Source organism: Thalassolituus sp. UBA2590 (assembly GCF_002339775.1).
Taxonomy (GTDB): domain Bacteria; phylum Pseudomonadota; class Gammaproteobacteria; order Pseudomonadales; family Oceanobacteraceae; genus Thalassolituus.
This window is the reverse complement of record NZ_DDKU01000175.1, coordinates 40,405-63,591: the sequence shown is the minus strand read 5'-3', so window position 1 is coordinate 63,591 and position 23,187 is coordinate 40,405. Positions and strand designations below refer to the sequence as shown.

Genomic DNA, 23,187 nt, shown 5'->3' with positions numbered 1-23,187 from the left:
ATGTAACAAATCCTTCATAAAGCTGTAGTAAATTCGCCTCCGTTTCATTCTCGGGGGCGTGCGCCCCCAGTAATTACCGGGGGAATCATGAGTTTTAAGCGCCTCATCAGTACGGCTGCGATTACCAGTAGTTTCTGCTTTGCGACAGCGAATGCAGCAGAAGTAGTCTTTTACATCACTGAAGACGGTAGTGCCGCAGACGCCGTCTCTGTATCCGTTAATGGCCAGCGCCAGATAGTGAACCCTCAGGGTTTCGTCACCTTTGAATTACCAGCTGATAGCTATACAGCGGAGCTTTCGCAGTACGGCGCCTGGGTAGGCGAAGCTGAGTTTACCCTTGAAAATGCCGACTCCTCCGAAGACGTCTTTGTTGAAATTCTGGGTGGCGAAGCCATTGCTGAAATCAGTTCACCCGATGGCACTGCTGGCGTCATTAAAGGTCAGTTAATCTCTAACGAAACAGGTGGTCCTGTTTCGGGCGCACGCGTATCTGCCGCTGGCACCGACCTCGGTGTTATTACAGAAGACGATGGCAGCTTCTCTCTTGAACTCCCCCGTGGTAACTACACCCTCACTGTGGCTCATCCGAGTTACCAGAGAACCGAGCTTAGCGTTAACAGCATGCCAGGTGTTCCAGTAGAACTGGACGTTGAAGTTGGTATGTCTGGGAATGGCGTGATCGAAGAGGTCGTTGCCGTTGGCACGTATGTAGCGGATTCTGCAACCAGCCAGGAACGTGATGCCAGCGCTGTCCTGGATTCGATTGGCGGTGAGCAGATGTCCCGCTTTGGTGATTCAAATGCAGCTTCTGCGTTGAAGCGTGTGGCGGGTGTGACCATTGCGGACGGTAAATATGTCGTAGCCCGTGGCCTGAATGAGCGCCACACATCGATTCTACTGAATGGTGCTTCATTACCTAGCCCTGACCCATCCCGCCGTGTCGTACCTCTTGATTTATTTCCATCCAGTGTGATTGATGGAATCGACGTTCAGAAAACGGCTACTCCGGATGTATATGCAGATTCAACAGGTAGCACAGTCTCTTTGAGTACTAAAAAATTTCCTCTGGAGTTTGAAGGGAAGTTGTCCCTATCTTTGGGGTATAACGATAGCGCTACCTTCACTGAACAGGAATTTATGCAGGAAGAGGGTGGAGACTTTTTCGGCTTTGGTGCAGATGGCGACAGGGCGCTGAATCAGGATGCTAAAGAGTTTAGTAGTGAGAGCCTGCTTTTTAATCCTGAACTCGGTAAGAACCTGGCTGCAGAGCTACCCGATAACCTGAACACAGAAGAACGAAACATTTTGCCTGATGTTTCTGCAGAGCTCTCTATTGGGGATACATTTTACGACAACGGAAATACGGCATTCGGTTACCAGGCATCTGTCAAATTCTCTAACGAGTGGCAGGTTCAGGAGAGAGATTCTGATACAAACCTATTGAGTGACGATGGATCACTTAACGTTGATGACTCATACGATGAAATACGAACGACTAACGACGTGAACCTCGGATTTGGATTCAGTCTCGGCATGTTGTCAGGTATTCATGAAGTTACCAGTAATACTCTACTTCTTCGCCAAACACATTCTGAGACCAGTGTTAAACGCGGTACTGGTGGAGATCAGGATCGTGAAGGCATTCTGTATAATATGGATTGGCTAGAGCGTCAGCTCTCTATGCAACAGTTTACGGGGGAGCACTATTTTGATCGTTTTCTTAAAACGACAGCGAATTGGCAAGTCAGTTTCTCTGAAGCAGAGTTGGATAACCCGGACCGACGTCGCTATACCTATGAAATTCCGGCCTTTGATGAGGGGCTTGATGATTACTACCTTTATTGGAGCGAGGTGAAGCGAGAGTACAATACGCTCTCTGATACCATTACCGATTACAGTGTCAGTTTCGACTCTTCTCTCTTCGAGTCTTCTACAAATTACCTGACGGCAGACTATGGGTTCTCTGCGTTCAATCGAGAGCGTGAAGCCGATGGCACGACACTCGGTTACGATGCGGATAGTGGTCTTGCAGGTGATTACATAAATAACTTCGATATAGACCAGATTGTAAGGGAAACTATTGAAGCTGATGAACTGAGCCTTCTCAATCAGACCGCTGGTTCCGCAGACTACAATGCGTCATGGGATATGACGGCATTTTTTGGTGGTCTTGAATATGAACGTCTTGATGTTTTCCGTGTTAATGCAGGTTTGCGCAGCGAGTCTTCGGATATATTTGTTCAAACTTACGAGTCGAGTGCACAGGATCAAAGTAATCCCGTTTTCGCTGAAATTTCTGATTCCAATGTATATCCATCAGCTGGGCTGACTGTATTCCTCGGTGATAGTGTTCAGCTCCGTGGAGCCTGGTACCAGACTATTAATCGTCCAGATTTCCGAGAGCTTGCAAATGCGCAATATGTTGATCCAGATACTGGAGACAGTATTCGAGGCTACCCTCTTCTCGAGAGTGCAGAAATCACGAATATCGACATTCGTGCTGAGTGGTATATGAGTGATAGTGAAAGTATCAGCCTTGCTTATTTCACAAAGGACTTCGACAAGCCTATTGAGAAAACCTTGCTAACTGGTGGCTCGGTATTCTCATACCGTAATGGTGATACTGGTACGATCAATGGCATTGAAATTGACTTCAGGTCTGAATTTGATCTGAGCAGTTACCTTATGTTTGTTTCTGGAAATCTCTCTTTGATTGATTCTGAGGTAGACATTGCATTCCGCACTCGCGCCATGCAGGGGCAGCCTGATAGTCTTGCTAATATACAGGTAGGTCTTGACGACTACGACAGCCAACAGAAATTCACATTAGTATACAACTATCACGGTGAACTTCTGTATTCAGCGACTCAGGCTAATAGTAATTCCCCAGACATTATGGAGGATCCAAGAGGCGAACTAAGTGCTAATTACTCCACTGAAATTGTTCCGGATCTGACGTTCAAGCTTGCTTTGAAAAATCTTACTGATGAACCCGTAAGCCTAACTCAGAAAGGTGAAAACTATCGTTCTTATCACAAGGGACGTGAGCTCTCTGCTGGTATTTCATTGGTCTTCTGAAATATCAATATAGGTAGAAAAATCCCGCTAAATGCGGGATTTTTTTTATCTTTCATAAAAGTGTCACACATTGACCATAGCATGTCTCCCGTCAAGTTCTTAACCAGATTAACTAACCAAGGAATTACCATGGAACTTAAGAAACTTCTTGTTGCTATGACTGCTGCTTCTGCAGCAATGTTGACAGCTTGTGGTGGCGACAGCTCATCATCAAACAGTACATCTACTCCAACTACGCCTAGCGTTACTGATAACACTTGTAGTGTTGGTGTTGGTAAAGAACTGGATACTACTTACTCTGTTGATGGTGTAGATATGCCAGTTTGTCTGTTGAGTGGCAGCATTTTGACTGACGCTAGGCTGACCACTGATTACGTCTACAGCATGACTGACTACGTAACTGTTGGTGATGGCGCTGGCGAACTGACCTCATATGATGCTCCAAGCGAAGTAACCCTGACTATCGACCCAGGTGTTGCTTTCCGCTCGACTTCTAAGGGTACTCTGATTATCTCTCGTGGCTCTAAGATCCTTGCAAATGGTACTGCAGCGGCACCAATCGTTATGTCTTCCATTGATGACAACTACGAAGGTAATAAAGAGTGGGGTGGCCTGGTTGTACAGGGCTTCGCTAAGAACAACCAGTGTGCGAATGAATATGCAGCGACTCCAGAAGAAATCTGTAACACGGCTGACGAAGCCGATACCGGTTTTCACGGCGGTAACGATGACGCAGACAACAGCGGTTCTATTTCTTATCTGATCGTTGCTGAAGGTGGTTACGAAGTAGTCGCTGATAGCGAAATTAACGGTATCACTATGCACTCTGTAGGTTATGGTACTACCGTAGAAAACGTTATGGTTTATAACAACTACGATGACGGTATCGAGTTCTTCGGCGGTTCAGTAAACGTTAAGAACCTGATCCTGGTAGACAACGGTGACGAGTCAATTGACTGGGATGACGGCTACCGCGGTAACATTCAGTTCTCTCTGGTTCGCCAAGGCGTTACTAATGCTGGTGACAATGGTATCGAAGCTGACAATGCTGGTCTGAGCAACACTGCCGAACCAGTTTCTAATCCGACTCTGTCTAACATCACTTTCCAGACCGCTTCTGAAGGTTCTGCATACCTGATGCGTGCGAAGGTCGGTACTTACGGTACTCTGACTAAGATTGCTGCAGACAATTACGCGAAAGCATTCCGTATCGCTGATACAGAGACTACTGTTGTGTTAACTGATTCTCTGGTTGAGTACACTGGCATGGATGCAGCGGACACTCTACGTCTGGACAATGGCGCTGCAGAAAGCCAGATCACTGGTTGGGGGGCAAGCTCAACTTCTGACAATGTTGCTCTGGGTAATGCTTTTGAAGTAACCGGTGGTAATGGTTCAGTAACTGCGAGCACAGCGACTAGCGCTAATGCTTCTACAGGCTTCTTCGAAGAAACTGATTACATTGGTGCGGTTGATCCGACTGTTACTGCTGCTGAAAGCGCTTGGTGGGCATGGGCAGCTGACGTAATTCCAGCAGCCTTCGAAACTGAAGAATAAGTCTCTTATTCTTGCGAGAAAAACGGCACCTTCGGGTGCCGTTTTTCGTTATACGACAGTGGTATGTAATTTTCTTGTAGCAATTCTGCAATGTCACAGAATTGTCATCTTTTCTTCGTATTCTTCTCGCGAATTCAGAAACGCCGGTTTCCGGCCATTCTTTTTAATTGGGTATTTAACATGGCAACAACCAAACGCCAGACGTCGCGCCTTCTGAGCGCTATCGCTATTGCTGGTATGAGTTTTACAGGCGTCGCCTCTGCTGCAACGCTGGATGATGCAGTTGAGCAGGGTGTCGAGCGTGTAGAGCAGGCACAGGCTTCTCAGCAGACCATCGATTCTATCGACAAAGACATTCGTGCTACCGAGCGTGATTACCGTGCGCTGATGAAGGAAATCGAAGGCCTGAATGTCTATATCTCTCAGCTGGATCGTCAGCTGGACGCACAGGCAAAAGACCTGGCAAGCATCGATAAAAGCATGAGTCAGGCAGCGCTGGTTGAACGCCAGATCACTCCTCTGATGCTGCGCATGATTGATGCTGTTAATCAGTTTGTAGCAGCGGATGTCCCTTTCCTGAAAGAAGAGCGTATGGCGCGTGTTTCCAAACTGAATGATCTGATGGGGCGTTCTGACGTTACCGCGGCTGAGAAATACCGCAAAGTAATGGAAGCCTATCAGGCAGAGATCGAATACGGCCGTACTATCGAGTCATACCGTGGTGAGCTGGAAGGCGAAACCCCACGTGAAGTCGACTTCCTGCGTATAGGTCGTATCGCTCTGGTGTACCAGTCTCTGGACGGACAGGAGTTGGGTATCTGGAATACGAATACCAACAGCTGGCAGCCTCTGGCGCCAGAGTATAAGAGCAAAGTGATGGCGGGCATCCGTATTGCTCGTGAACAGGCTGCGCCAGACCTGATTAAAGTTCCGGTGGCTGCTCCTATGATGGCTCAACAGGAGGCGAACTGATGAAACTCCGTAATGTAATTTTAAGCGGTGTGTTTGCACTGGCGATGCCGATGGTATCTGTTGCTGAGACAGCAAACCTTGATCAGCTCCTGAACCTGGTAAAAGAAGGTCAGGCGCGTGATAACGCAGCTTTCGAACAGCGTATTGCTGAATTTCAGGGCTCAAAAGCGAAGCAGGAACAGCTGGTTCGTGATGCGATGGTAGAGCGCGATCGTCTTGAAGCACTGAGTGCTGATAAAGAAGAGCAGTTCCGTGATAACGAACTGATCGTTGCCGAAAAGCAAGCGCAGTTAAATGATCGTCTGGGTAGCCTGAAAGAACTCTTCGGTGTGCTGCAGCAGGTTGCTGGCGATACCAAGAGTGTTTTCGAAGGCTCTGTTATCAGCTCTGAACTGCCAGGTCGTGAAGCATTTTTGACCGACCTTATCCGTGTTGCAGGCGCCACCTCTGAACTGCCATCCATTGAGCAGCTTGAGCGCCTCTGGTTTGAGATGCAGCGTGAAGCGACTTATAGCGGCCGCATTGCAAGCTACAGCGCGGATGTTGTGACGCCAAGTGGTGAAACCACTGAGCAGCAGGTTGTTCGTATCGGTGGATTCAACGCGGTTTCTGACGGTAAATACCTGAACTGGGACATTGAATCAGCGCGACTGATTGAGATGGATAAGCAGCCGGGTGCACGTTACACCGATGGAATTACAGCTCTCGAATCTGCGAGTGGAAGTGAATTGACCGGTTTCTGGATTGACCCTTCACGTGGTCAGTTGCTGAAAATTATGGGCCAGTCCCCAGAACTGGGTGACCGTGTCGATCAGGGTGGTGTGGTTGGTTACATCATTCTCGCATTGGGTGCCGTGGGTATTCTGCTGGCTATCTGGCGCATGATTGTTCTGAACATCGAAGCAGGTCGTATCAACAAGCAGATGAAAACTGAAACTGTTGATGAAAAGAATGCGCTTGGTCGTGTGATGGCTGTATTTAATGCAAATAAGAAAAGCGATACAGAAACGCTCGAATTGCATCTGGGTGAAGCCATTGCCGCAGAGATTCCTCGTCTTACACGTGGTATCGGCTGGATCAAAATCATCTCGGTGGTTGCTCCGCTGCTCGGTCTTCTGGGTACGGTGACCGGTATGATCGATGTGTTCGAAACCATGTCGCTGTTCGGTACGGGTGACCCGAAACTGATGGCGGGTGGTATTTCTCAGGCGCTGGTGACTACGGTATTGGGTCTCGTTGCGGCAATTCCATGTGTCTTCCTGCACACCCTGACCAACAACCGCAGCCGTGCACTGATCATGATTCTGGAAGAGCGCGCCACCGGTATTCTGGCTCGCCAGTCTGAACAGCAACAAGCGAAAGCAGCCTGATCATGATGTTTGGTGAAGTATACGAACCGGTATATCTGTTCATGGAGCGTGGAGGCGACGTCCTCTACGCCATCTTCGGACTGATTCTGCTGCTCTGGTTGTTTGTACTGGAGCGTGCCGGGTACTTCGCATTTTCTCACCGCAACGCGATGCAGCGTGCGGTGAATGAATGGGAAGCTCGTACCGAGCGTAAATCCTGGGCAGCACATCAGATTCGTGAAGACCTGATTGCCTCTCTACGCTCAGACCTCGAAGCGAACATGACCACGATCAAAATGCTGATCGGCATGGCGCCTCTGTTTGGTCTGCTCGGTACGGTTACCGGCATGATTGAAGTATTTGACGTTATGGCATTTTTTGGCAACGGCAGCCCTAAAGCAATGGCTTCCGGTATTTCTAAAGCCACGATTCCAACCATGGCTGGAATGGTAGGTGCCCTGACGGGAGTGTTCGCTCAGTCGATGCTTGAGCGATACATCAAACGAGAAAAAATCCGTATCGAAGATCGTCTGACCTTTGATCATTAATTCGGGAAAAAGATTATGAGACGCAGTTTTTCTGCCAGTCAGCAAGTAGAAGCCGAGGGCGAGATTGATATCACCCCGATGCTGGACGTTGTATTTATTATGCTGATCTTCTTTATCGTGACCGCGTCGTTCGTTAAAGAATCAGGTATTGAAGTTAATCGTCCTGATGCGAGTACCGCGCAAGCGAAGCCACGCGCAAACATTCTGATCGCCATTAATGAAAATGACGAGATCTGGATTAATAAACGCCGCGTTGATGAGAGTCAGGTTCGCGCAAATATCGAGCGTCTGCATGCTGAAAATCCGCAGGGAACCGTTGTGATCCAGGCGGATGAAGAAGCGAAGACCCGTAAGCTGGTGGCAGTGATGGATGCTGCACGTCAGGCCGGAGTCTATGACGTCTCACTGGCTACAGAGGCGATGTAAGATGCCGGTTGTTGTCCGTTTTGGTGGCGCCCTTGCTGTCGCATTCGTCGCCACCATCGCTGTCTTCTGGATGATGCAGAGCCTCATCAGTACCGGTGGCTCAGTCACCATGCCGACTGATTATGGCCGTATTCAGAGCTTTGTGATGAATGAGCCAGACGATGAAGTACAGACGAAAGATCGTCAGCCTGAAAAGCCACCTGCACCGCCGCAGGAGCCGCCACAGCCAGACATGGTGAAGCCTGAGTTTAATTCTCAGAATGCGGCTGATTTAGCACTCGGTGCACTGGATATCTCTGCAGATCTTGCTCTGGATGCAGGTTTGAGTGGCGCAGGCAGTGACGGTGAGTTTATGCCGATTGTTAAGGTGGCCCCGACTTACCCTCGCCGTGCTGCCCAGCGCGGAATAGAAGGCTATGTTGTTGTCGAGTTTACCGTGACCTCACTGGGTACAGTGACCAATCCGGTAGTGCTCGAAGCTGAGCCTCCAGGTGTATTCGATAAGGCTGCGTTGGATGCAGTTAAGAAATTTAAATATAAACCCCAGGTAGTTGAGGGAAGTGCAGTAGATGTACCCGGGGTTCGTAACATTATCCGCTTCGAGCTGGATAAGTAACGTATAAAACTGGAGTGAGTGTTTTATGAGAAAGTTACCGATAGCATTAGTAATGAGTGCATTGTTAGGGGGCGTCCCCCTCCTGGCCGTGCAGTCTGTATCCGCCGCTGAAGAAAGCGCAGAAAATTCGCAGGAAGAAGCCTCAGCAGGCCCTCGCGTGCGCAGAACTATGACGCTGCGTGAGATCGTATTTGAGAAGCTCGAAGAAGCGCAGCAGGCCGCTGATGCCGGTAACTTTGACGAAGCCTTGCAGACACTCGAACGATTGGAAAAGCGGAAGCGTAATTCATACGAGCGTGCAATGACGCACAATATGTATGCCTACGTTTACTCGACTCAGGAAAATTACGCTGCGGCCATCCCTGAGTACGCAAAAGTAATTGAAATCGACAACGCGCCAGACAGTCTGAAGCAGACGACCCGTTACACGCTGGCAAAACTGTACATGTTGCAGGAGCGTTATGCAGAATCTCTGGCGACCATTAATGAGTGGATGTCACAGTCAGACAAAGTGAATGCAGACGCCTATATGTTCCGCGCACAGGTCCAGTACCAGCAGGAGAAGTATGAACTGGCCGGTGATGATATTGCGACTGCGATTTCAATGCGCGAAGAAGCAGGGTCTCGCGTCACCGAAAGCTGGTTGCTGTTGCAACGTGCGGTGATGTTCCAGCTGAAAGACTATAAAGGCCTGGCAGTCACTCTTGAGAAATTGGTTGCGACCTATTCGAAGTCTGAATACTGGATGCAACTGGCTGCGGTCTATAATGAGCTGGGTCGCGAAGACGAGGAGCTGGCGACGCTTGAAACCGCCTATGATCAGAAGCTTTTTACTAAAGAGTCCGAATATCTGAATTTTGCTCAGGCACTGCTGAGCCGAGAAATTCCGTATAAAGCTGCGCATGTGCTGGAAGCCGGCATGGAGGCTGATGTCGTCGAGAAAAGCGCGCGAAACCTGTCGTTGTTGGGCGATGCCTGGATGCTGGCTAAAGAATACGACAATGCGATTGTTGTGATGACACAGGCAGCGGATGCATCTGGTGAAGGACGCGATTATTTCAAGCTCGCGCAGATCTATACTGAGCGTCAGGAATGGAGTAAGTCACTTGAATTCAGTAATAAAGCGCTGAACGCGGGTGATCTGAAGGCACCTTATCAGGCATTAATTATCAAAGGGCTTGCTCAGTACAATCTGGATGAACTGGAGTCTGCATCTATTACTTTCTTTAAAGCTGCATCGTATCCGGCGGCAGAGAAAGTCGCTCATCAGTGGCAGGAATATATTGAGAGCGAGCAGCAGCGCCGGGAGTACATTGCTAACGCTGGCTAAGACTGAAAAGTAAGCTTAAAAAGTCATGAAAAAAGGGAGCCGGCAGGCTCCCTTTTTTATAACTATTTTTAATGACTATTAAGGCTGGTTTCTTACGTTAACGCTTTGGCGTCCAGGCCCAGATCATCTCAGCAGTCACGCTTTCAGTTCCTTCGGCATCTTTCAGGACGACAGGTACACTGATGTCGCCTCTTTCTTCATTCCTGAGTCTTTCAAGGTCTGCATCACTGAGCGTGGCAGTGGCTGTAAGATCACCCTTAGTGCGCTTAAGGTAGGTGAGATTCATATTGCGAATCACCAGTACGCGGCTGTCTGGCACGTTCATGGCTGTTACAAAACCTGTCGCTGATTCGGCAGCAAGCGCCATCGCAGCGGCATGCAGAGTGCCGATGTGGTTGCCTACCTTACGACGCTTTTTGATCTTAACGACACATTCATTATTAGTCAGTTTTTCTACGCGACACGATGCTGTTCCTGCGAACGGAATGATTTTTCCGATGATAAAAGAGCGTGCGCCGGTTCTCCAGCCAGCGGGCAGGCTATCAAGTTTATTCATCACTCGGTTCAGACGGTTCATAGTTATCTCCTGTCGGGCACAGCCATCATTGGGTATGACTGCGGATGCTTTTTTTTACTCGATCGCCATATCTGATCCAGGCAATCGGGCAGTTCATCTTCGCTCACTCTATTAAAGCCAGCGTTTTCATAAAACGGAATTAATTCGGGTAAAGGGAACAACCAGACCGGCTTCTCTGTGGTACGCAGTATGTAGCAGCAGAGCTCTGACGCCATTCCTTGATGGCGATAAGCAGGCAGCGTGCACAGATTGCGGAGAAGCCAGACCTCTGAATGGTCCTGAAGCCGGGTCACACAGCAGCATCGACCGGCTCTGAAGCTGGCATACAAAGTGTCATCTGGGCTTGCCCGGCCACTGTATTGCGCCGCCTTGTACAAAGCATTGGCTTCCGCGACAGTGGCCTGTCTGAAGTCAGTCAAGCTTGCTGATAAATGAACTGATGGTCTCTGCACTGGCAGATGGATCTTCAAGCATAGGCACATGGCCTAGGTCCGGATAGATTTTCACTTCTGCCTGTGGAATTACCTTTTTGAATTCCGCCACTGCTGATACATCCAGAACGCGGTCTTTCTCTCCCCACATAATTAATGCTGGCATATTTACGTTGGATGAGATCATTCGCTTCATTTCGTTCTGGTCCATGCGCTCACGGGTTGCCAGCATATCGTCGAAGATTTCTCTGTTCAGAGGCGCTCGCTCTACGGTTTCACGTATAAGTGCCGGGCGGATAGGCCAGGGCAGGGGCGGCTGCTTTTCCAGAATAAGGTCCATACGGTACTCGAACGATGCTTCATCGGTAGCAATTAGCGGATTATCACCAGCTTCGAGTTCAGCAAAAAACTGGCTCTGGTTTTCACCGTCCAGACCAGCAGAATCTATCAGGATGAGACTGGCAATATCTTCTGGAAAACGTGCTGAGTAAATAGCACTGATAGCACCACCCATGGAGTTGCCGATGATATGGAATGGCCCGAGGTTGAGGTGTTCGGCCAGTGCCTTCAGGCGCTCGGCCTGACGTTCCAGGTCATAGCTGTCTGCCTCGCTCGATTTGCCATGACCTGCGAGGTCTGGTGCGATCAGGTAATAGTTATCCGGTAACTTATCCGCAAATTGTAACCAGGTACTGTTGTTGGCAGAAAAGCCATGCACCAGCATCAGGATAGGGCCATCGCCCTTGCGGATCAGATAATTCATCTCGATGTCTGCAATGTCAGACTTTTGCTCATCCAGCCCGGCTTTCCATTCGCCCAGGTCCAGAGCTTTCTGATAGAGCGAGTCCTGCTGTGTTGCGGTACACGCGATTAATACGTAAGCGGCAGCAACAAGCGTTGCTGCTCGAAGAATATTGAACAAAGGAGTACTCCGGTCAGTGTGATGCTAAAGCGTTTGCCAGTGAACGAACGTCGTCGATGACGTCCTCCAGTTCGTCGCCAGCGATCTGATAGCCAGGCTGGCAGACAAGGAGCATGCCAGCTGCCCATTCGATGTGAAGGTGCGGATGGGCCAAAAGCCAGTTTTGGACATTTTCGGTCAGAAGCGGCCGTATTTTGTGAACAGGAAGTCCGTAGATTGGCTGCTCGGCAAGAGTGTTGGGTAGGTCCTCATGCTCAAGCCGGCTAATGGGCTTACCCTTGTCAAAGCAGTGGGTGCTTTCCCGGGCCAAGGGGCTGACCATGAGTCGGGCGTCTGTACTGATAGGGCAGGGCATAATGATCAGTGTTTGGACGGTGGGTGCTCGTCCGGTCAGACGAGTGAAATCAAACAGTAGGACAGTTTCGTCTTCGATATAGTTGGGGACGTAGCGGGGGTCTCCGGTAGACAGAATCTGAAATCCGGCTTGCCGAATGCCTGTGCTCAGCATGCGCCAGGGCTCGAAGCTCATATTCAGTCGGTCTGCGGCTCCTGCGAGTTCGGCCCGTCGACCGGGCTTGGCGAGACTGAACAGCCAGATCAGTATCCCGGCAAATGAAAGCAGAAGAACGAGCGCAGCAAATATCGTAGTCATGGGGGCAGTGTACCCCAATGTCAGCCTGAGTTCGTGATCAAAAACCGGAGGATAGGGCTGCCTGCGTCTCTGATTGTTCAGTCGCGATGTCGTCCAGCTCGAGGGTTTCAGTGTCTGCTGCAAGACCAAGTCGCACAAAAGCGCCCACCTGGCTGGTATCTGTATTGGCCAGAGGGTGATTGGTGCCCGCGTAGCTTTGCAGGGTAGCGACCTGAATCAGGTCAATCAGGTCAGGCTCGTCACGTTCGCGTTCGAAGTTGAGGTAGTCGGTAGTCACTGCGATCAGTTCGGGTGGAAAGTCCCAGGATTGAAGTACTTTCTGACCCAGCTCCTGATGCAGTTCGGCAATGGCATGATCCAGTGAAGGACCACCATGAATCAGGGAGCCAGATTGTTCTGCGTAGGATAGTAAAGGCAGTGTACCAATCTGATGAACCAGTCCTGCGAGGAGCGCCTGATCGGGAGGCAATTTAGTGAAGTGGCGCGCCAATACCTGAGCCGAAGCAGCAATTTCTGTTGCGTGTGACCAGCATGCGCGCATGCGGCGGTCGATGGCATCATTGGTTGCCTGGAACATCTGCTCCATGGCGATACCGACGACCAGGTTGCTGGTAAAGTCGATCCCCAGGCGTGAGATCGCCGTTGTAACATCCGTGATGGGCACCATAGTTCTCACCATGGGGCTGTTGGTAACCCGCAGCAGTCTTGCACTTAATGCAGGGTCTTTTGTCAGGGCTCGGGCCATGTCCTGAATGCTGGCATTTTCATCTTCAGCGATGTCCCGCACCTTCAGAGCAATTTCTGGCAGTGTTGGGAGAATCAGCTCGTCTCTGGCAATCATTCCCTCGATATCTTCTCGGGTCTGCTGGATCAGTTGGCCAGTCATGCGGGTACCTCTGCGTATGTTAAATGGTGAAACGCAGAGGACGCCGGTGCACCTGTTTGTCTGGGGCTCGCTTATCCGCGTTCGTCTTCAGTATAGAAGACTCTGCGCAGAGTGATTTTCCGGTCCCCACATTCGCCCTCGAGTGTTTCCTCGTCACTGCTTACCACGGCCAAACCGATGAATTTGCCATCACGGCATACGCGGGTGGCCAGCTCACCTTTGGCTTTACCATTGATGAGAACATCCGCCATGATGTCAGGAAGATCAGTGGCTGGTTCCACCCGATACAGGTGACGCTTACTCTTCCCTAAGTATTGCAGGCGAGCGACCACTTCCTGCCCGGTATAGCACCCCTTACTGAAGCTGATGCCGTCATGGGCCTGCCAGTCGCAATACTGTGGTATCCAGGCTGCGGATGATAAAGGTTGTACCCAGAGCCAGCCTGAGCTTACGTCTGCCGCGTGCCAGGCCGATTCAGAGACAAGCGGATAATTGCTGAGGTAATCGTCGGTCAGTGCATCGGGCAGCCAATATTCGCAACGACCGTCTGGCCAGTTCAGTTGGCGTACATCCCCCTGACGCACCGATTTGTCGCCTGAAGCAGTGTTCAATTCGCCAATGATTCTGAGATTCTCTGTGACACTCATAGTTGCTTTGAAAAAGACGGCGTACTTTTTCAGGTGATTCACCAGAACCTCTGCCTGAAACGAAGGAAGCCGTAAAATAAATCCGGTGTCGGATCGCGCAGCGATGAAGTTAGCGATCATGCGCCCTTTTGCGTCGCAACAGGCGCCCGCCTGCCACTGCTCGCTGGTGACACTTTGCATGTCGCAGGTGAGTTGCCCCTGTAGGAATTTTTCACTGTCTGGCCCGTCTATCTGTAGCAGCGTAAACTGGCTGAGCACGGTTCTCGCCTCGCCCTGATCACTTGGGGATGGGCTTCCATTAGCAGGAATAAATCCCTGATCGGTGATCTGGCCGAATGTGGCGATGGTCTGAGACATGATGACTCCTTGCGGGTGGGGTAGGGACTACTGCATATGGAGGCAGAGTGTATGTGATTTCAAGGGCTGGTGTGAGACTTCGTACTGACCTTTGTTATAATGCGTCCCCCTGACAGAGGTGAATCAGAAGATGACTGAAGAAAAAGAAATTCAGGCAAAGCGGGCTATCTGGCATAGTCGCCGTGGCATGCTGGAGCTTGATGTATTGCTCTTACCTTTTGCTCAGCAACAATATGCGCAGCTGAGTGATGATGATCAGTTACGATACCGCAACCTTCTCGACAAGGAAGATCCGGATCTCTTCACCTGGTTTATGGAACATGCCGAACCTGAAGATCCCGACATGAAACGTATCGTTGATCTGGTGCTGGCGTTTGCACGCCAACCGCGCTGAGTGGATCATACGGCCGTCCGGGCTTCAGCAGCGTGTTGAAGTCCTGACCTGGCTGTCAGCAACGTTATTGCTGGTCTTTGCTCTTTTGGGAACGGCTTTCTGGGGCTCGACAATCTATACCTTGGGGTTGCTGGCCGTTGTTCCCCTGGCGCTCGCGGTCCGGGCGTTGCTGGCGAAGCGTGAGCCTGTCCTGATTGGTAAAAACACCGACGGCTGGTGGCTGTTACGGGACAATACGAAAGTCCCTGTCAGTTTTCATTCAGGCAGTATTCGTCGACGAAAATTGATTGTACTGGTTTGGGGGTTCTGGCCCTGGCAGGTGCTTATCATAAGGCCGGACTGTTTTCTGAGTCGCGAGCCATTCAACCACCTTAAATACGAGTTGTATGGCAGTATCTGAACGCCCAGGGTTCAGATTACAGGCTACCCAGTTCGCTGATGTATTTGGACATCAGTACGGTATCAAATGCTCTCGGCAGTGCCTCAGGGTAGTCCCGACTGTAGTGCAGGCCACGGCTCTCTTTACGCATCAGTGCTGAGCGGATAATTACGTCGGCCACGTCAACCAGGTTACGCAGCTCCAACAGATCGTTGGTCACTTTGTGGTTGGAGTAAAACTCCTGAATTTCCTGACGCAGAAGTTTTACGCGGTGCTTGGCTCTGACCAGCCGTTTGGTCGTACGGACAATGCCTACGTAGTCCCACATAAAGCGGCGCAGCTCATCCCAGTTGTGCGAGATCACAACGTCTTCGTCAGAATCTGTGACCTGGCTTGAATCCCAGTGAGGAACAGGGTCGGGGGCAGGGATCTGAGCAATCTGAGCTTCAATATCTGCCGCAGCAGCCCGGGCGTACACGAGACATTCCAGCAAAGAGTTGCTGGCCAGACGGTTTGCACCATGCAGACCGGTACAGGCGGTTTCACCGATGGCGTAAAGGCGATCAATGTCAGTCCGCCCAGCATTGTCAGAAACTACGCCGCCACAGGTATAGTGAGCCGCGGGAACAACCGGAATAGGGTCTTTCGTGATATCAATGCCCAGTTGCAGGCAGCGATCATAGATAGTCGGGAAGTGCTCGCGTATAAACTCAGCGGGCTTATGCGAGATATCCAGAAACAGGCAATCGGCGCCCAGGCGTTTCATCTCATGGTCGATAGCGCGTGCGACGATATCCCGCGGAGCCAGCTCGGCCCGTTCATCGAATTTATCCATAAAACGCTTACCGTTTGGCAGCAGTAGTTTGCCGCCTTCGCCGCGCACGGCTTCGGTGATCAGGAATGAACCTGCCTGGGGGTGATAGAGGCAGGTTGGATGGAACTGATTGAACTCCATATTGGCAACACGGCAGCCCGCTCGCCATGCCATGGCAATGCCGTCGCCTGAGGCACCGTCGGGGTTGCTGGTGTAGAGATAGACTTTGCTGGCACCGCCCGTAGCCAGCGCGGTTGCTTTGGCGGTGACTGCATCGACTTCGCCGGTTTTCTTATTCAGAAAGTAGCCGCCGATACAGGCGTGATGTTCAAGCCCTAGTTTGTCCCCGGTTATCAGATCAACCGCGATGTAATCATGCAACAGAGTAAGGTTCTTTCTCTCTTCTGCCTTCTGCAGAAGCGTATCAGAGATTGCATGGCCGGTAGCATCGGCAGCGTGGATAATCCGGCGCGCACTGTGCCCACCTTCCCGGGTCAGATGAAACTGATCCTCGCCATCCTTGGTAAACGGAACCCCGAGGTCGATTAACCATTGTATAGCTTCTGTAGAATTACCGACGGTGAAGCGCACGGCGGCTTCGTTACACAATCCTGCACCAGCTGTGAGCGTGTCAGCAACGTGCGCGTCGACACTGTCCTCTTCGTCGAGTACGGCAGCGACGCCGCCCTGCGCCCAACGTGTTGAACCGGCATCCATGGAGTCTTTACTGATGATCGCGACTTTCAGGTGCTCGGGCAGTGACAAGCCCAGTGTCAGGCCCGCGGCGCCGCTACCTATAATCAAAACATCAAAAGTCAGTGTCTGGCTCATGCACAAAGGCTCCAGTGGTGGTAATCTAACAGAGCTTGCTCTCAGGCTCTGAATAACAGGCCGCACTATAAAGCGCAGGAGTATGATTGACAAAGAATCTCCTCGCCAGACAGCGGCCTGGTTCCGGTCGATTTTCGGTAGTTATGTCATGAAGTGTCAAGATAATGAACTATCTCCGAATTAGTGTACCGAACTTATACAGCCACTAACGGAGGGCATGGTATGACTCGTTCAACTAATGTTGCAGAGAAGCAACCGACAGATGCAGGTAACCAGATGACCGACCAACCAGCTTCAGACCAACAATTGGTCTCGCGGGTTCAGAAGGGTGACCGGCGGGCTTTCGACCTGCTGGTGGTGAAGTACCAGCATCGTATCCTCTCTTTGGTAGGACGGTTTATTTCCGATCATGCTGAAGCTCAGGATGTGACGCAGGAGGCATTTATAAAAGCGTATCGTGCGCTACCCTCTTTCCGTGGAGATAGCCAGTTCTATACCTGGATGTACCGGATTGCGGTGAATACCGCTAAGAATCACCTGATCAGTCGCGGTCGTAAGACGCCGACACAGGACATTGACCTCGATGATGCTGCTTATTTCGCAGACGAGGCCAATATGAAAGACGTAGAGACGCCGGATGGTCTCCTTCAGAGAGATCAGCTGCGCAAGGTCGTATTTGATGCGATCGAAGATCTGCCAGACGAATTACGTCGTGCAGTGACCCTACGTGAGCTCGAAGGGCTCAGTTACGAAGAGATTGCAGAGGCAATGAATTGCCCGATAGGGACGGTAAGATCCCGAATTTTCCGAGCGCGGGAAGCAATTGAAAAGAAAATGCGGCCGTTGCTCAGTGCGACTGCATAAATGCTTGATGGGTGTAGTTTATGAAAAACCGGATAAGGGAGTCTCTGTCAGCTCTCTGTGATGGCGAGTGTGACGAGCTTGAACTGAGACGTGTATTGAATCACGTCGAAAATGATGCTGAATTCCGTGAGCAGTGGGCAAACTTCCACCTGATCGGGGCAGCTATGCGCGGGGAATCCGTTGACACCGTTGATCTCTCAAAAGGGATTATGCAGGCCATAGAAGGTGAGCCAATGGACGAAGTTCCGGGGGCTGGTCAGGCGAGTGCTTCAACAAGTGCAGCGGCGCCTGACGTTGAAACCTCTGACGCCACGCAGCCCAAAGCGTCCGTTTTGCCGGGCTGGATGGTATCAGGTGCGGTTGCTGCTTCGGTGACCATGGCGGTTCTGTTGGGTGCGCGAGTGCTTTCCGTGCCTGACGTTACGGTTGGTTCTGCTGATATGACGCTTGCCAAGGCGGAAGCTGTTCAGTCAGTGCCTGCGGTGATGCCTCAGTCTTCTGTTGCGGCTGCTTCAGTGGCTGCTGACACTCAGATGTCTGCTGCAGAACTGGCAGAAGCTCAGGAACGCCTGAAGCAATATGTGCTCGAGCACGAAGACCAGGCCTTTGGTATGGAAACGCATCAGGCTGTGCCATATGCACGTGTCGCAAACTTTGGCCAGGACAGCGGCATCCGCGAGCGCGTCCGGGCTGAAGTCAGCGCTGGACCTGCGCCAGAGTAATTTATGCTCGAGTCGTTAAGCACCCGATGTTCCACCGCGCTTTTGGCGGTGGGGCTGACGTTCGGGGTGTCTGCAAGCGCAGGCGACCAGAAAGCGTTAAGCTTAATGTCAGACATGAGTGAGGCTGTTCGCTCTCAGAGTTATTCAGGCAGCGTAATGTTTGGGTCTCCCGCTCGCTGGGAGTCGGCCCGAATCCAGCAAACCTATCGGAACCAGGGATTGGTGCAAAGGACAGACTATCTGACTGGCCTCGAGCGCTCTCAGATTCTTGCCCACGATGAAATCGTATGTATTCACGAGGGCCAGCATCAATCGGGTATGACGCCCGACGTCATGAAGCCGTTCGGTCATAATTTCCCTTCATCTCTTTCAGCGCTCGATCAGAGCTACGATTTTGCCCTCGCCGATCTTCAATCAGAGCGTGTCGCGGGTCGCCAGACGGTTTCTATCTGGATAACCCCTGAGCGTCCTGACCGTTATGCTTACCAGATCTGGTTGGACAAGGCCTCTAAGCTGCCGTTAAAAGCTGAAATGACGAATGAACAGGGTAGAGTGCTGCGACGCTATCAGTTTGTGAGTCTGGATACAGAATTTACCATGCCAGACAACGAGTCTAGGGCTGCTGATGTCGGGCACACCCTCCAATTCAGTAAGAAAAATAGCGTTGATGTGAGTCCTGAGTCGGACTGGTTCCCATCCTGGTTGCCCAAGGGGTTTCACATCCAGCAGGCGATCGAGTCTGATGATAATATTCGCATGACCTTCTCTGACGGGCTGGCTTCATTCTCTCTGTTCGTTGATCGTGTCGGGCAAGGCAGGTCGTCCTCATCCCGTGTCAGTCGACAGTGGGGCCCGGTTTCGGCTACCGTAGAAGATATTCTTACGCAGGATGGACAGCGCGTTCGCCTGAGCGTCGTTGGGGAGCTCCCTCCTATGACGCTCGATAAAGTATTGGATTCTGCGATTCCTTCGTACTCTCTCAGTATGAAGTGAAACACGCGACTGCGGCCTCGTCCGGCGTCCTCCCGATTGTAGAAAGCTGTAAAGTAAGGTCATAAATGTGAGTCAGGAAGTTGTTCAGGTCGTAGGAACAGGTGACGATGGTATCTGGGTAGAAGGTGTTCAGCAGAGCGCCTGTGGTGCGTGCAGTGCGCGCGCTGGATGCGGACAGCATACGCTCAGTAAAATGGGCAAGCCTGTTCGCTTGTGGGTGCGTACGAACGACTCTTTCAAGGTCGGAGATCAGGTCACGGTTGTGCTTCCCTCCGGGTCTCTCGCCATCAGCGCTCTGGCTATGTACGGATTACCACTATTGGGACTTATTCTGGGGGCCGTTATCGGATTTCAGGGTGGTTCTGAGCCGCAGTCGCTTCTCGCCGGGGGGTTGGGGCTGATCCTTGGGTTGCTCGCCGCACGCCAGCTTGGCAGGAAAATGCAATCTGAGTGGCAGCCAACCGTATTGAAAAAAACACACTCTACCGCAATAAATATAAACGGAGTTTCTGAATAGCGGAGATAGCCCTCGATGAAAATGACATTGGCGATTAAACATTCGCTGAGCCTTCTGACTTTCTTTTTAGCGGTGTCGTGGACTTCGGCACATGCAGACCTTCCGGATTTCCGTGATCTGGTGAAGGAGACCTCGCCCGCGGTGGTCAACATCAGCACCGTCCAACATGCCCAACAGAAAAGTGCGTTATCCGGGCAATATGGTATGCCAGACGATATGCCAGAAATATTCAGGCATTTTTTCGGACGTCAGTTCCCTCAGGGGCCTGTGCCGCGCCGTGACAGCAACTCCCTGGGGTCTGGCTTTATCGTCTCTGAGGACGGTTATATCCTCACCAACAACCATGTTGTCCAGGGTGCCGATGAAATCATCGTACGCCTGAATGACCGTCGAGAACTTGAGGCCGTACTAATTGGTGCTGACCCAAGCTCTGATCTCGCTGTGCTGAAAGTAGATGCCGATGATCTGCCGACGGTAGAGCTTGGTGATTCCGATAAGCTTGATGTCGGTGAATGGGTTGTCGCCATCGGTTCACCTTTTGGGTTTGATTATTCTGTGACTGCCGGCATTGTCAGTGCCAAAGGGCGAAGCTTGCCCAACGAAAACTACGTGCCCTTTATTCAGACTGACGTTGCCATTAATCCGGGGAACTCTGGTGGTCCTCTCTTTAATCTTGAGGGGCAGGTCGTAGGCATTAACTCCCAGATATACACGCGCTCGGGCGGCTTTATGGGTGTGTCATTTGCGATCCCGATTAATGTTGCAATGGATGTCGCAGAGCAGCTCAAGAGCAAAGGTAAGGTCAGTCGCGGTTGGCTCGGTGTGGTCATTCAGGAGGTCAATAAGGACCTGGCTGAATCGTTCGGACTTGATCGTGCTGCTGGTGCTCTCGTCGTTCAGGTAGTGGACGGTAGTCCGGCCGAGAGTTCGGGCCTGGTCAGTGGCGATATTATCGTGAAGGTGAACGGTAAGGACGTTCAGCTTTCGTCAGACCTGCCACATCTTATCGGCCGTTTACGGGCCGGTGATACCGCGAAGCTCTCGGTGGTTCGAGCAGGAAAGAGAAAGACCATTGATGTTGAAATTGGTGCGCTACCGGAGTCTGATGATATTCAATTGTCATCGAATACCCCACCTGCAGAGCGCAAGAGCAACCGGTTAGGGCTCGTCGTCAGTGACATTCCTGCCGGTAAGAGTAACGAGCAGGGCGTTGTCGTCACTGATGTGAATCGTGGTCCGGCGTCCATGTCGGGCGTGGTCCGCGGTGATGTTATTACCATGATCAATGGTCAACGCATCAGTTCGGTGGCGGATTTTGAGCGTGTCGTTAAAGACCTGCCAAGCAATCGCAGCGTGCCGATGCGTATTGTTCGCCGGGGTCAGGCCTCCTTCATACCGCTTCGGGTGAACTGACCCGCGCATGATAGACAGGGCAGGGGCTGACAGGCCCCCGTCATTCATAGCCTTAACCCGGTCCTTCAGGTAAAATCATCCGATTGAATTCACAACCGGATGATTATTCTGTGAGCCAGCTGGACCACATTCGCAACTTCTCCATCATTGCCCACATCGACCACGGCAAATCTACTCTGTCTGACCGCTTTATTCAGGTATGCGGCGGCCTCTCCGATCGCGAAATGCAGGAGCAGGTTCTGGACTCCATGGATATTGAGCGCGAACGTGGCATCACTATTAAGGCACAGAGCGTCACCCTGAACTACACCGCACGGAACGGTGAGACGTATCAGCTCAACTTTATCGATACCCCAGGACACGTCGACTTCAGTTATGAAGTGAGCCGCTCACTGTCTGCCTGTGAAGGTGCTCTTCTGGTGGTTGATGCAGCACAGGGTGTTGAGGCTCAGTCCGTTGCCAACTGTTATACCGCGATTGAGCAGGGGCTGGAGGTTCGTCCAGTACTGAACAAGATGGATCTTCCGCAGGCCGACCCGGATGCCGTGGCTCAGGAAATCGAAGACATTATCGGTATTGATGCGACCGACGCAGTGCGTTGTTCCGCTAAGAGTGGTCTTAACGTCGAAGACGTGCTCGAAGACCTGGTCGCCAACATCCCTGCTCCCGAAGGGGATCCGGATGCACCGCTGCAGGCTTTGATCATCGACTCATGGTTTGACCCATACCTGGGCGTTGTATCGCTTATCCGTGTCAAGAATGGCTCAATCAAGAAAGGTGACAAAATTCGCCTGAAGTCGACCGGTAAAGACCATATTGTTGATGATGTAGGTTACTTTACGCCGAAGATGACCAAGCGCCCCGAGCTGAATACCGGTGAGGTGGGTTACCTCTGCGCCAGCATTAAAGATATTCATGGGGCGCCCGTCGGTGACACGATTGTGTCTACCAAAAACCCGGACGTTGATGCCCTTCCGGGTTTCCAGAAGGTTAAGCCGCAGGTATATGCGGGTCTATTCCCTGTGTCGTCGGACGACTACGAAGCCTTCCGTGTTGCGCTTGATAAGCTCTCACTGAATGACGCTTCGCTGTTCTTTGAACCTGAAAATTCTGATGCGCTGGGCTTCGGTTTCCGCTGTGGCTTCCTGGGTATGCTGCACATGGAAATTATTCAGGAGCGCCTCGAACGTGAGTACGATCTGGACCTTATCACTACTGCGCCGACGGTAATCTACGAAGTCGTTACCCGTAAGGGCGACGTCGTCAATGTGGATAACCCATCGAAACTACCTGATATTGGCTCCATCGATGAAATGCGTGAGCCGATCGCCGAGTGTAATATTCTTGTGCCTCAGGAATACTTGGGGAATGTTATTTCTCTGTGTGTCGACAAGCGCGGCGTACAGGTCGATATGCAGTACACCGGGAGTCAGGTGTCATTACGTTACGAAATTCCTATGGCTGAAGTGGTCATGGATTTCTTTGATCGTCTTAAATCAGCGAGCCGTGGTTTTGCTTCTCTGGATTACAGTTTCCTGCGTTTTCAGGAAGCACCACTGGTTCGTCTGGACGTTCTGGTAAACGGTGATCGTGTGGATGCACTGGCAGTGATTATGCACAAAGACAGCGTTCGTCGCCGTGGTAACCTCCTGACTGAGAAAATGAAAGAACTGATCCCTCGTCAGATGTTCGACGTAGCGATTCAGGCCGCTGTAGGTAACCAGGTGGTTGCACGTACGACTGTAAAAGCACTGAGAAAGAACGTGACGGCCAAGTGTTACGGTGGTGACGTGAGTCGTAAGAAAAAACTGCTGCAGAAGCAGAAAGAAGGTAAAAAACGGATGAAACAGATCGGCAGTGTAGAGATTCCGCAATCGGCGTTTCTTGCTGTCCTCAAAGTGGATGATTAAAT

Annotated in this window: 23 protein-coding genes; 16 read left to right on the top strand and 7 right to left on the bottom strand. The window is 51.2% G+C overall.

All coding sequences use genetic code 11. The features are described 5' to 3' along the window. Nucleotides 1–87: 87 nt before the first annotated feature. From B2067_RS15025 to B2067_RS14990, 8 genes are all read left to right on the top strand, one after another. On the top strand, nucleotides 88–3,078 hold the full coding sequence (locus B2067_RS15025) for a TonB-dependent receptor domain-containing protein (protein WP_301388978.1): 2,991 nt from the start codon (nucleotides 88–90) through the stop codon (nucleotides 3,076–3,078). 129 nt (nucleotides 3,079–3,207) lie between these two features. After that, nucleotides 3,208–4,635, top strand: coding sequence for a hypothetical protein (locus tag B2067_RS15020; RefSeq protein ID WP_301388977.1), 1,428 nt, complete (start codon nucleotides 3,208–3,210; stop codon nucleotides 4,633–4,635). A 180-nt stretch (nucleotides 4,636–4,815) separates the two neighbouring features. Next, complete coding sequence (locus B2067_RS15015) at nucleotides 4,816–5,607, top strand: DUF3450 domain-containing protein (RefSeq protein WP_297533248.1); 792 nt, start codon at nucleotides 4,816–4,818, stop codon at nucleotides 5,605–5,607. Beyond that, entirely contained in the window at nucleotides 5,607–6,977 is a 1,371-nt protein-coding gene (locus B2067_RS15010) for a MotA/TolQ/ExbB proton channel family protein (protein WP_301388976.1), read from the top strand. The genes B2067_RS15015 and B2067_RS15010 overlap by 1 nt, the downstream gene beginning before the upstream one ends. 2 nt (nucleotides 6,978–6,979) lie before the next feature. Beyond that, nucleotides 6,980–7,504: a MotA/TolQ/ExbB proton channel family protein gene (locus B2067_RS15005; protein WP_245820019.1), complete on the top strand. Its 525-nt coding sequence runs from the start codon at nucleotides 6,980–6,982 to the stop codon at nucleotides 7,502–7,504. A 15-nt stretch (nucleotides 7,505–7,519) separates the two neighbouring features. After that, nucleotides 7,520–7,930 (top strand): ExbD/TolR family protein, encoded by a 411-nt coding sequence (locus tag B2067_RS15000; protein WP_068435124.1) that lies wholly within the window; start codon nucleotides 7,520–7,522, stop codon nucleotides 7,928–7,930. A 1-nt stretch (nucleotide 7,931) separates the two neighbouring features. Continuing rightward, entirely contained in the window at nucleotides 7,932–8,546 is a 615-nt protein-coding gene (locus tag B2067_RS14995) for an energy transducer TonB (RefSeq protein ID WP_068440768.1), read from the top strand. Between the two features lie 25 nt (nucleotides 8,547–8,571). Continuing rightward, nucleotides 8,572–9,876 carry a tetratricopeptide repeat protein gene (locus tag B2067_RS14990; RefSeq protein WP_301376986.1) on the top strand — a complete coding sequence of 435 codons (1,305 nt, stop codon included), beginning with the start codon at nucleotides 8,572–8,574 and terminating at the stop codon, nucleotides 9,874–9,876. 97 nt (nucleotides 9,877–9,973) lie between these two features. On the opposite strand, the gene B2067_RS14985 is transcribed toward B2067_RS14990, so the two are convergent. The 6 genes from B2067_RS14985 to B2067_RS14965 form a co-directional block, all read right to left on the bottom strand. After that, nucleotides 9,974–10,453 carry a DUF4442 domain-containing protein gene (locus B2067_RS14985; protein ID WP_068440762.1) on the bottom strand — a complete coding sequence of 160 codons (480 nt, stop codon included), beginning with the start codon at nucleotides 10,451–10,453 and terminating at the stop codon, nucleotides 9,974–9,976. Between the two features lie 2 nt (nucleotides 10,454–10,455). Continuing rightward, nucleotides 10,456–10,935: a GNAT family N-acetyltransferase gene (locus B2067_RS16125; protein WP_368043878.1), complete on the bottom strand. Its 480-nt coding sequence runs from the start codon at nucleotides 10,933–10,935 to the stop codon at nucleotides 10,456–10,458. Then, entirely contained in the window at nucleotides 10,865–11,806 is a 942-nt protein-coding gene (locus B2067_RS14980; protein WP_297533245.1) for an alpha/beta fold hydrolase, read from the bottom strand. The genes B2067_RS16125 and B2067_RS14980 overlap by 71 nt, the downstream gene beginning before the upstream one ends. Before the next feature lie 13 nt (nucleotides 11,807–11,819). After that, complete coding sequence (locus B2067_RS14975) at nucleotides 11,820–12,458, bottom strand: hypothetical protein (RefSeq protein ID WP_068440754.1); 639 nt, start codon at nucleotides 12,456–12,458, stop codon at nucleotides 11,820–11,822. Nucleotides 12,459–12,495: 37 nt separating this feature from the next. After that, nucleotides 12,496–13,344, bottom strand: coding sequence for an HDOD domain-containing protein (locus tag B2067_RS14970; RefSeq protein WP_068440751.1), 849 nt, complete (start codon nucleotides 13,342–13,344; stop codon nucleotides 12,496–12,498). A gap of 71 nt (nucleotides 13,345–13,415) precedes the next feature. After that, on the bottom strand, nucleotides 13,416–14,348 hold the full coding sequence (locus tag B2067_RS14965) for a YgfZ/GcvT domain-containing protein (RefSeq protein ID WP_076513798.1): 933 nt from the start codon (nucleotides 14,346–14,348) through the stop codon (nucleotides 13,416–13,418). Between the two features lie 130 nt (nucleotides 14,349–14,478). On the opposite strand from B2067_RS14965, the gene B2067_RS14960 reads away from it, so the two are divergent. Next, entirely contained in the window at nucleotides 14,479–14,742 is a 264-nt protein-coding gene (locus tag B2067_RS14960) for a succinate dehydrogenase assembly factor 2 (RefSeq protein WP_068440743.1), read from the top strand. After that, nucleotides 14,723–15,142, top strand: coding sequence for a hypothetical protein (locus B2067_RS14955; protein WP_068440740.1), 420 nt, complete (start codon nucleotides 14,723–14,725; stop codon nucleotides 15,140–15,142). The genes B2067_RS14960 and B2067_RS14955 overlap by 20 nt, the downstream gene beginning before the upstream one ends. 16 nt (nucleotides 15,143–15,158) lie before the next feature. On the opposite strand, the gene nadB is transcribed toward B2067_RS14955, so the two are convergent. Continuing rightward, a complete protein-coding gene (gene nadB, locus B2067_RS14950; RefSeq protein WP_068440736.1) occupies nucleotides 15,159–16,766 on the bottom strand; it encodes an L-aspartate oxidase in 1,608 nt (535 codons plus the stop codon). A 276-nt stretch (nucleotides 16,767–17,042) separates the two neighbouring features. Here nadB and rpoE point away from each other — a divergent pair, with 276 nt between their 5' ends. From rpoE to lepA, 6 genes are all read left to right on the top strand, one after another. Then, on the top strand, nucleotides 17,043–17,630 hold the full coding sequence (gene rpoE, locus B2067_RS14945; RefSeq protein WP_301388991.1) for an RNA polymerase sigma factor RpoE: 588 nt from the start codon (nucleotides 17,043–17,045) through the stop codon (nucleotides 17,628–17,630). 20 nt (nucleotides 17,631–17,650) lie between these two features. Next, nucleotides 17,651–18,352 (top strand): sigma-E factor negative regulatory protein, encoded by a 702-nt coding sequence (locus tag B2067_RS14940; protein WP_301388975.1) that lies wholly within the window; start codon nucleotides 17,651–17,653, stop codon nucleotides 18,350–18,352. 3 nt (nucleotides 18,353–18,355) lie between these two features. Beyond that, nucleotides 18,356–19,345 carry a MucB/RseB C-terminal domain-containing protein gene (locus B2067_RS14935; protein ID WP_301378002.1) on the top strand — a complete coding sequence of 330 codons (990 nt, stop codon included), beginning with the start codon at nucleotides 18,356–18,358 and terminating at the stop codon, nucleotides 19,343–19,345. 67 nt (nucleotides 19,346–19,412) lie between these two features. Next, nucleotides 19,413–19,862 (top strand): SoxR reducing system RseC family protein, encoded by a 450-nt coding sequence (locus B2067_RS14930; RefSeq protein WP_068440729.1) that lies wholly within the window; start codon nucleotides 19,413–19,415, stop codon nucleotides 19,860–19,862. A 21-nt stretch (nucleotides 19,863–19,883) separates the two neighbouring features. After that, the gene (locus B2067_RS14925; RefSeq protein WP_273087579.1) at nucleotides 19,884–21,275 is read left to right on the top strand and encodes a DegQ family serine endoprotease; all 1,392 of its coding nucleotides are present in this window, start codon (nucleotides 19,884–19,886) and stop codon (nucleotides 21,273–21,275) included. A gap of 110 nt (nucleotides 21,276–21,385) precedes the next feature. Continuing rightward, entirely contained in the window at nucleotides 21,386–23,185 is a 1,800-nt protein-coding gene (gene lepA, locus B2067_RS14920) for a translation elongation factor 4 (protein ID WP_068440724.1), read from the top strand. The last annotated feature ends 2 nt before the right edge of the window (nucleotides 23,186–23,187 follow it).

Excerpts from the sequence above, each read along its gene's own strand:
- B2067_RS14935 (WP_301378002.1), top strand. The coding sequence starts at position 18,356 with ATGCTCGAGTCGTTAAGCACCCGATGTTCCACCGCGCTTTTGGCGGTG.
- B2067_RS15025 (WP_301388978.1), top strand. The coding sequence starts at position 88 with ATGAGTTTTAAGCGCCTCATCAGTACGGCTGCGATTACCAGTAGTTTC.
- B2067_RS15005 (WP_245820019.1), top strand. The coding sequence starts at position 6,980 with ATGATGTTTGGTGAAGTATACGAACCGGTATATCTGTTCATGGAGCGT.
- rpoE (WP_301388991.1), top strand. The coding sequence starts at position 17,043 with ATGACCGACCAACCAGCTTCAGACCAACAATTGGTCTCGCGGGTTCAG.
- B2067_RS14985 (WP_068440762.1), bottom strand. The coding sequence starts at position 10,453 with ATGAACCGTCTGAACCGAGTGATGAATAAACTTGATAGCCTGCCCGCT.
- nadB (WP_068440736.1), bottom strand. The coding sequence starts at position 16,766 with ATGAGCCAGACACTGACTTTTGATGTTTTGATTATAGGTAGCGGCGCC.
- B2067_RS14960 (WP_068440743.1), top strand. The coding sequence starts at position 14,479 with ATGACTGAAGAAAAAGAAATTCAGGCAAAGCGGGCTATCTGGCATAGT.
- B2067_RS14990 (WP_301376986.1), top strand. The coding sequence starts at position 8,572 with ATGAGAAAGTTACCGATAGCATTAGTAATGAGTGCATTGTTAGGGGGC.
- B2067_RS14970 (WP_068440751.1), bottom strand. The coding sequence starts at position 13,344 with ATGACTGGCCAACTGATCCAGCAGACCCGAGAAGATATCGAGGGAATG.
- B2067_RS16125 (WP_368043878.1), bottom strand. The coding sequence starts at position 10,935 with ATGTGCCTATGCTTGAAGATCCATCTGCCAGTGCAGAGACCATCAGTT.
- B2067_RS14925 (WP_273087579.1), top strand. The coding sequence starts at position 19,884 with ATGACATTGGCGATTAAACATTCGCTGAGCCTTCTGACTTTCTTTTTA.
- B2067_RS15000 (WP_068435124.1), top strand. The coding sequence starts at position 7,520 with ATGAGACGCAGTTTTTCTGCCAGTCAGCAAGTAGAAGCCGAGGGCGAG.
- B2067_RS14965 (WP_076513798.1), bottom strand. The coding sequence starts at position 14,348 with ATGTCTCAGACCATCGCCACATTCGGCCAGATCACCGATCAGGGATTT.
- B2067_RS14995 (WP_068440768.1), top strand. The coding sequence starts at position 7,932 with ATGCCGGTTGTTGTCCGTTTTGGTGGCGCCCTTGCTGTCGCATTCGTC.
- B2067_RS14940 (WP_301388975.1), top strand. The coding sequence starts at position 17,651 with ATGAAAAACCGGATAAGGGAGTCTCTGTCAGCTCTCTGTGATGGCGAG.
- B2067_RS15020 (WP_301388977.1), top strand. The coding sequence starts at position 3,208 with ATGGAACTTAAGAAACTTCTTGTTGCTATGACTGCTGCTTCTGCAGCA.
- B2067_RS15010 (WP_301388976.1), top strand. The coding sequence starts at position 5,607 with ATGAAACTCCGTAATGTAATTTTAAGCGGTGTGTTTGCACTGGCGATG.
- B2067_RS15015 (WP_297533248.1), top strand. The coding sequence starts at position 4,816 with ATGGCAACAACCAAACGCCAGACGTCGCGCCTTCTGAGCGCTATCGCT.
- B2067_RS14975 (WP_068440754.1), bottom strand. The coding sequence starts at position 12,458 with ATGACTACGATATTTGCTGCGCTCGTTCTTCTGCTTTCATTTGCCGGG.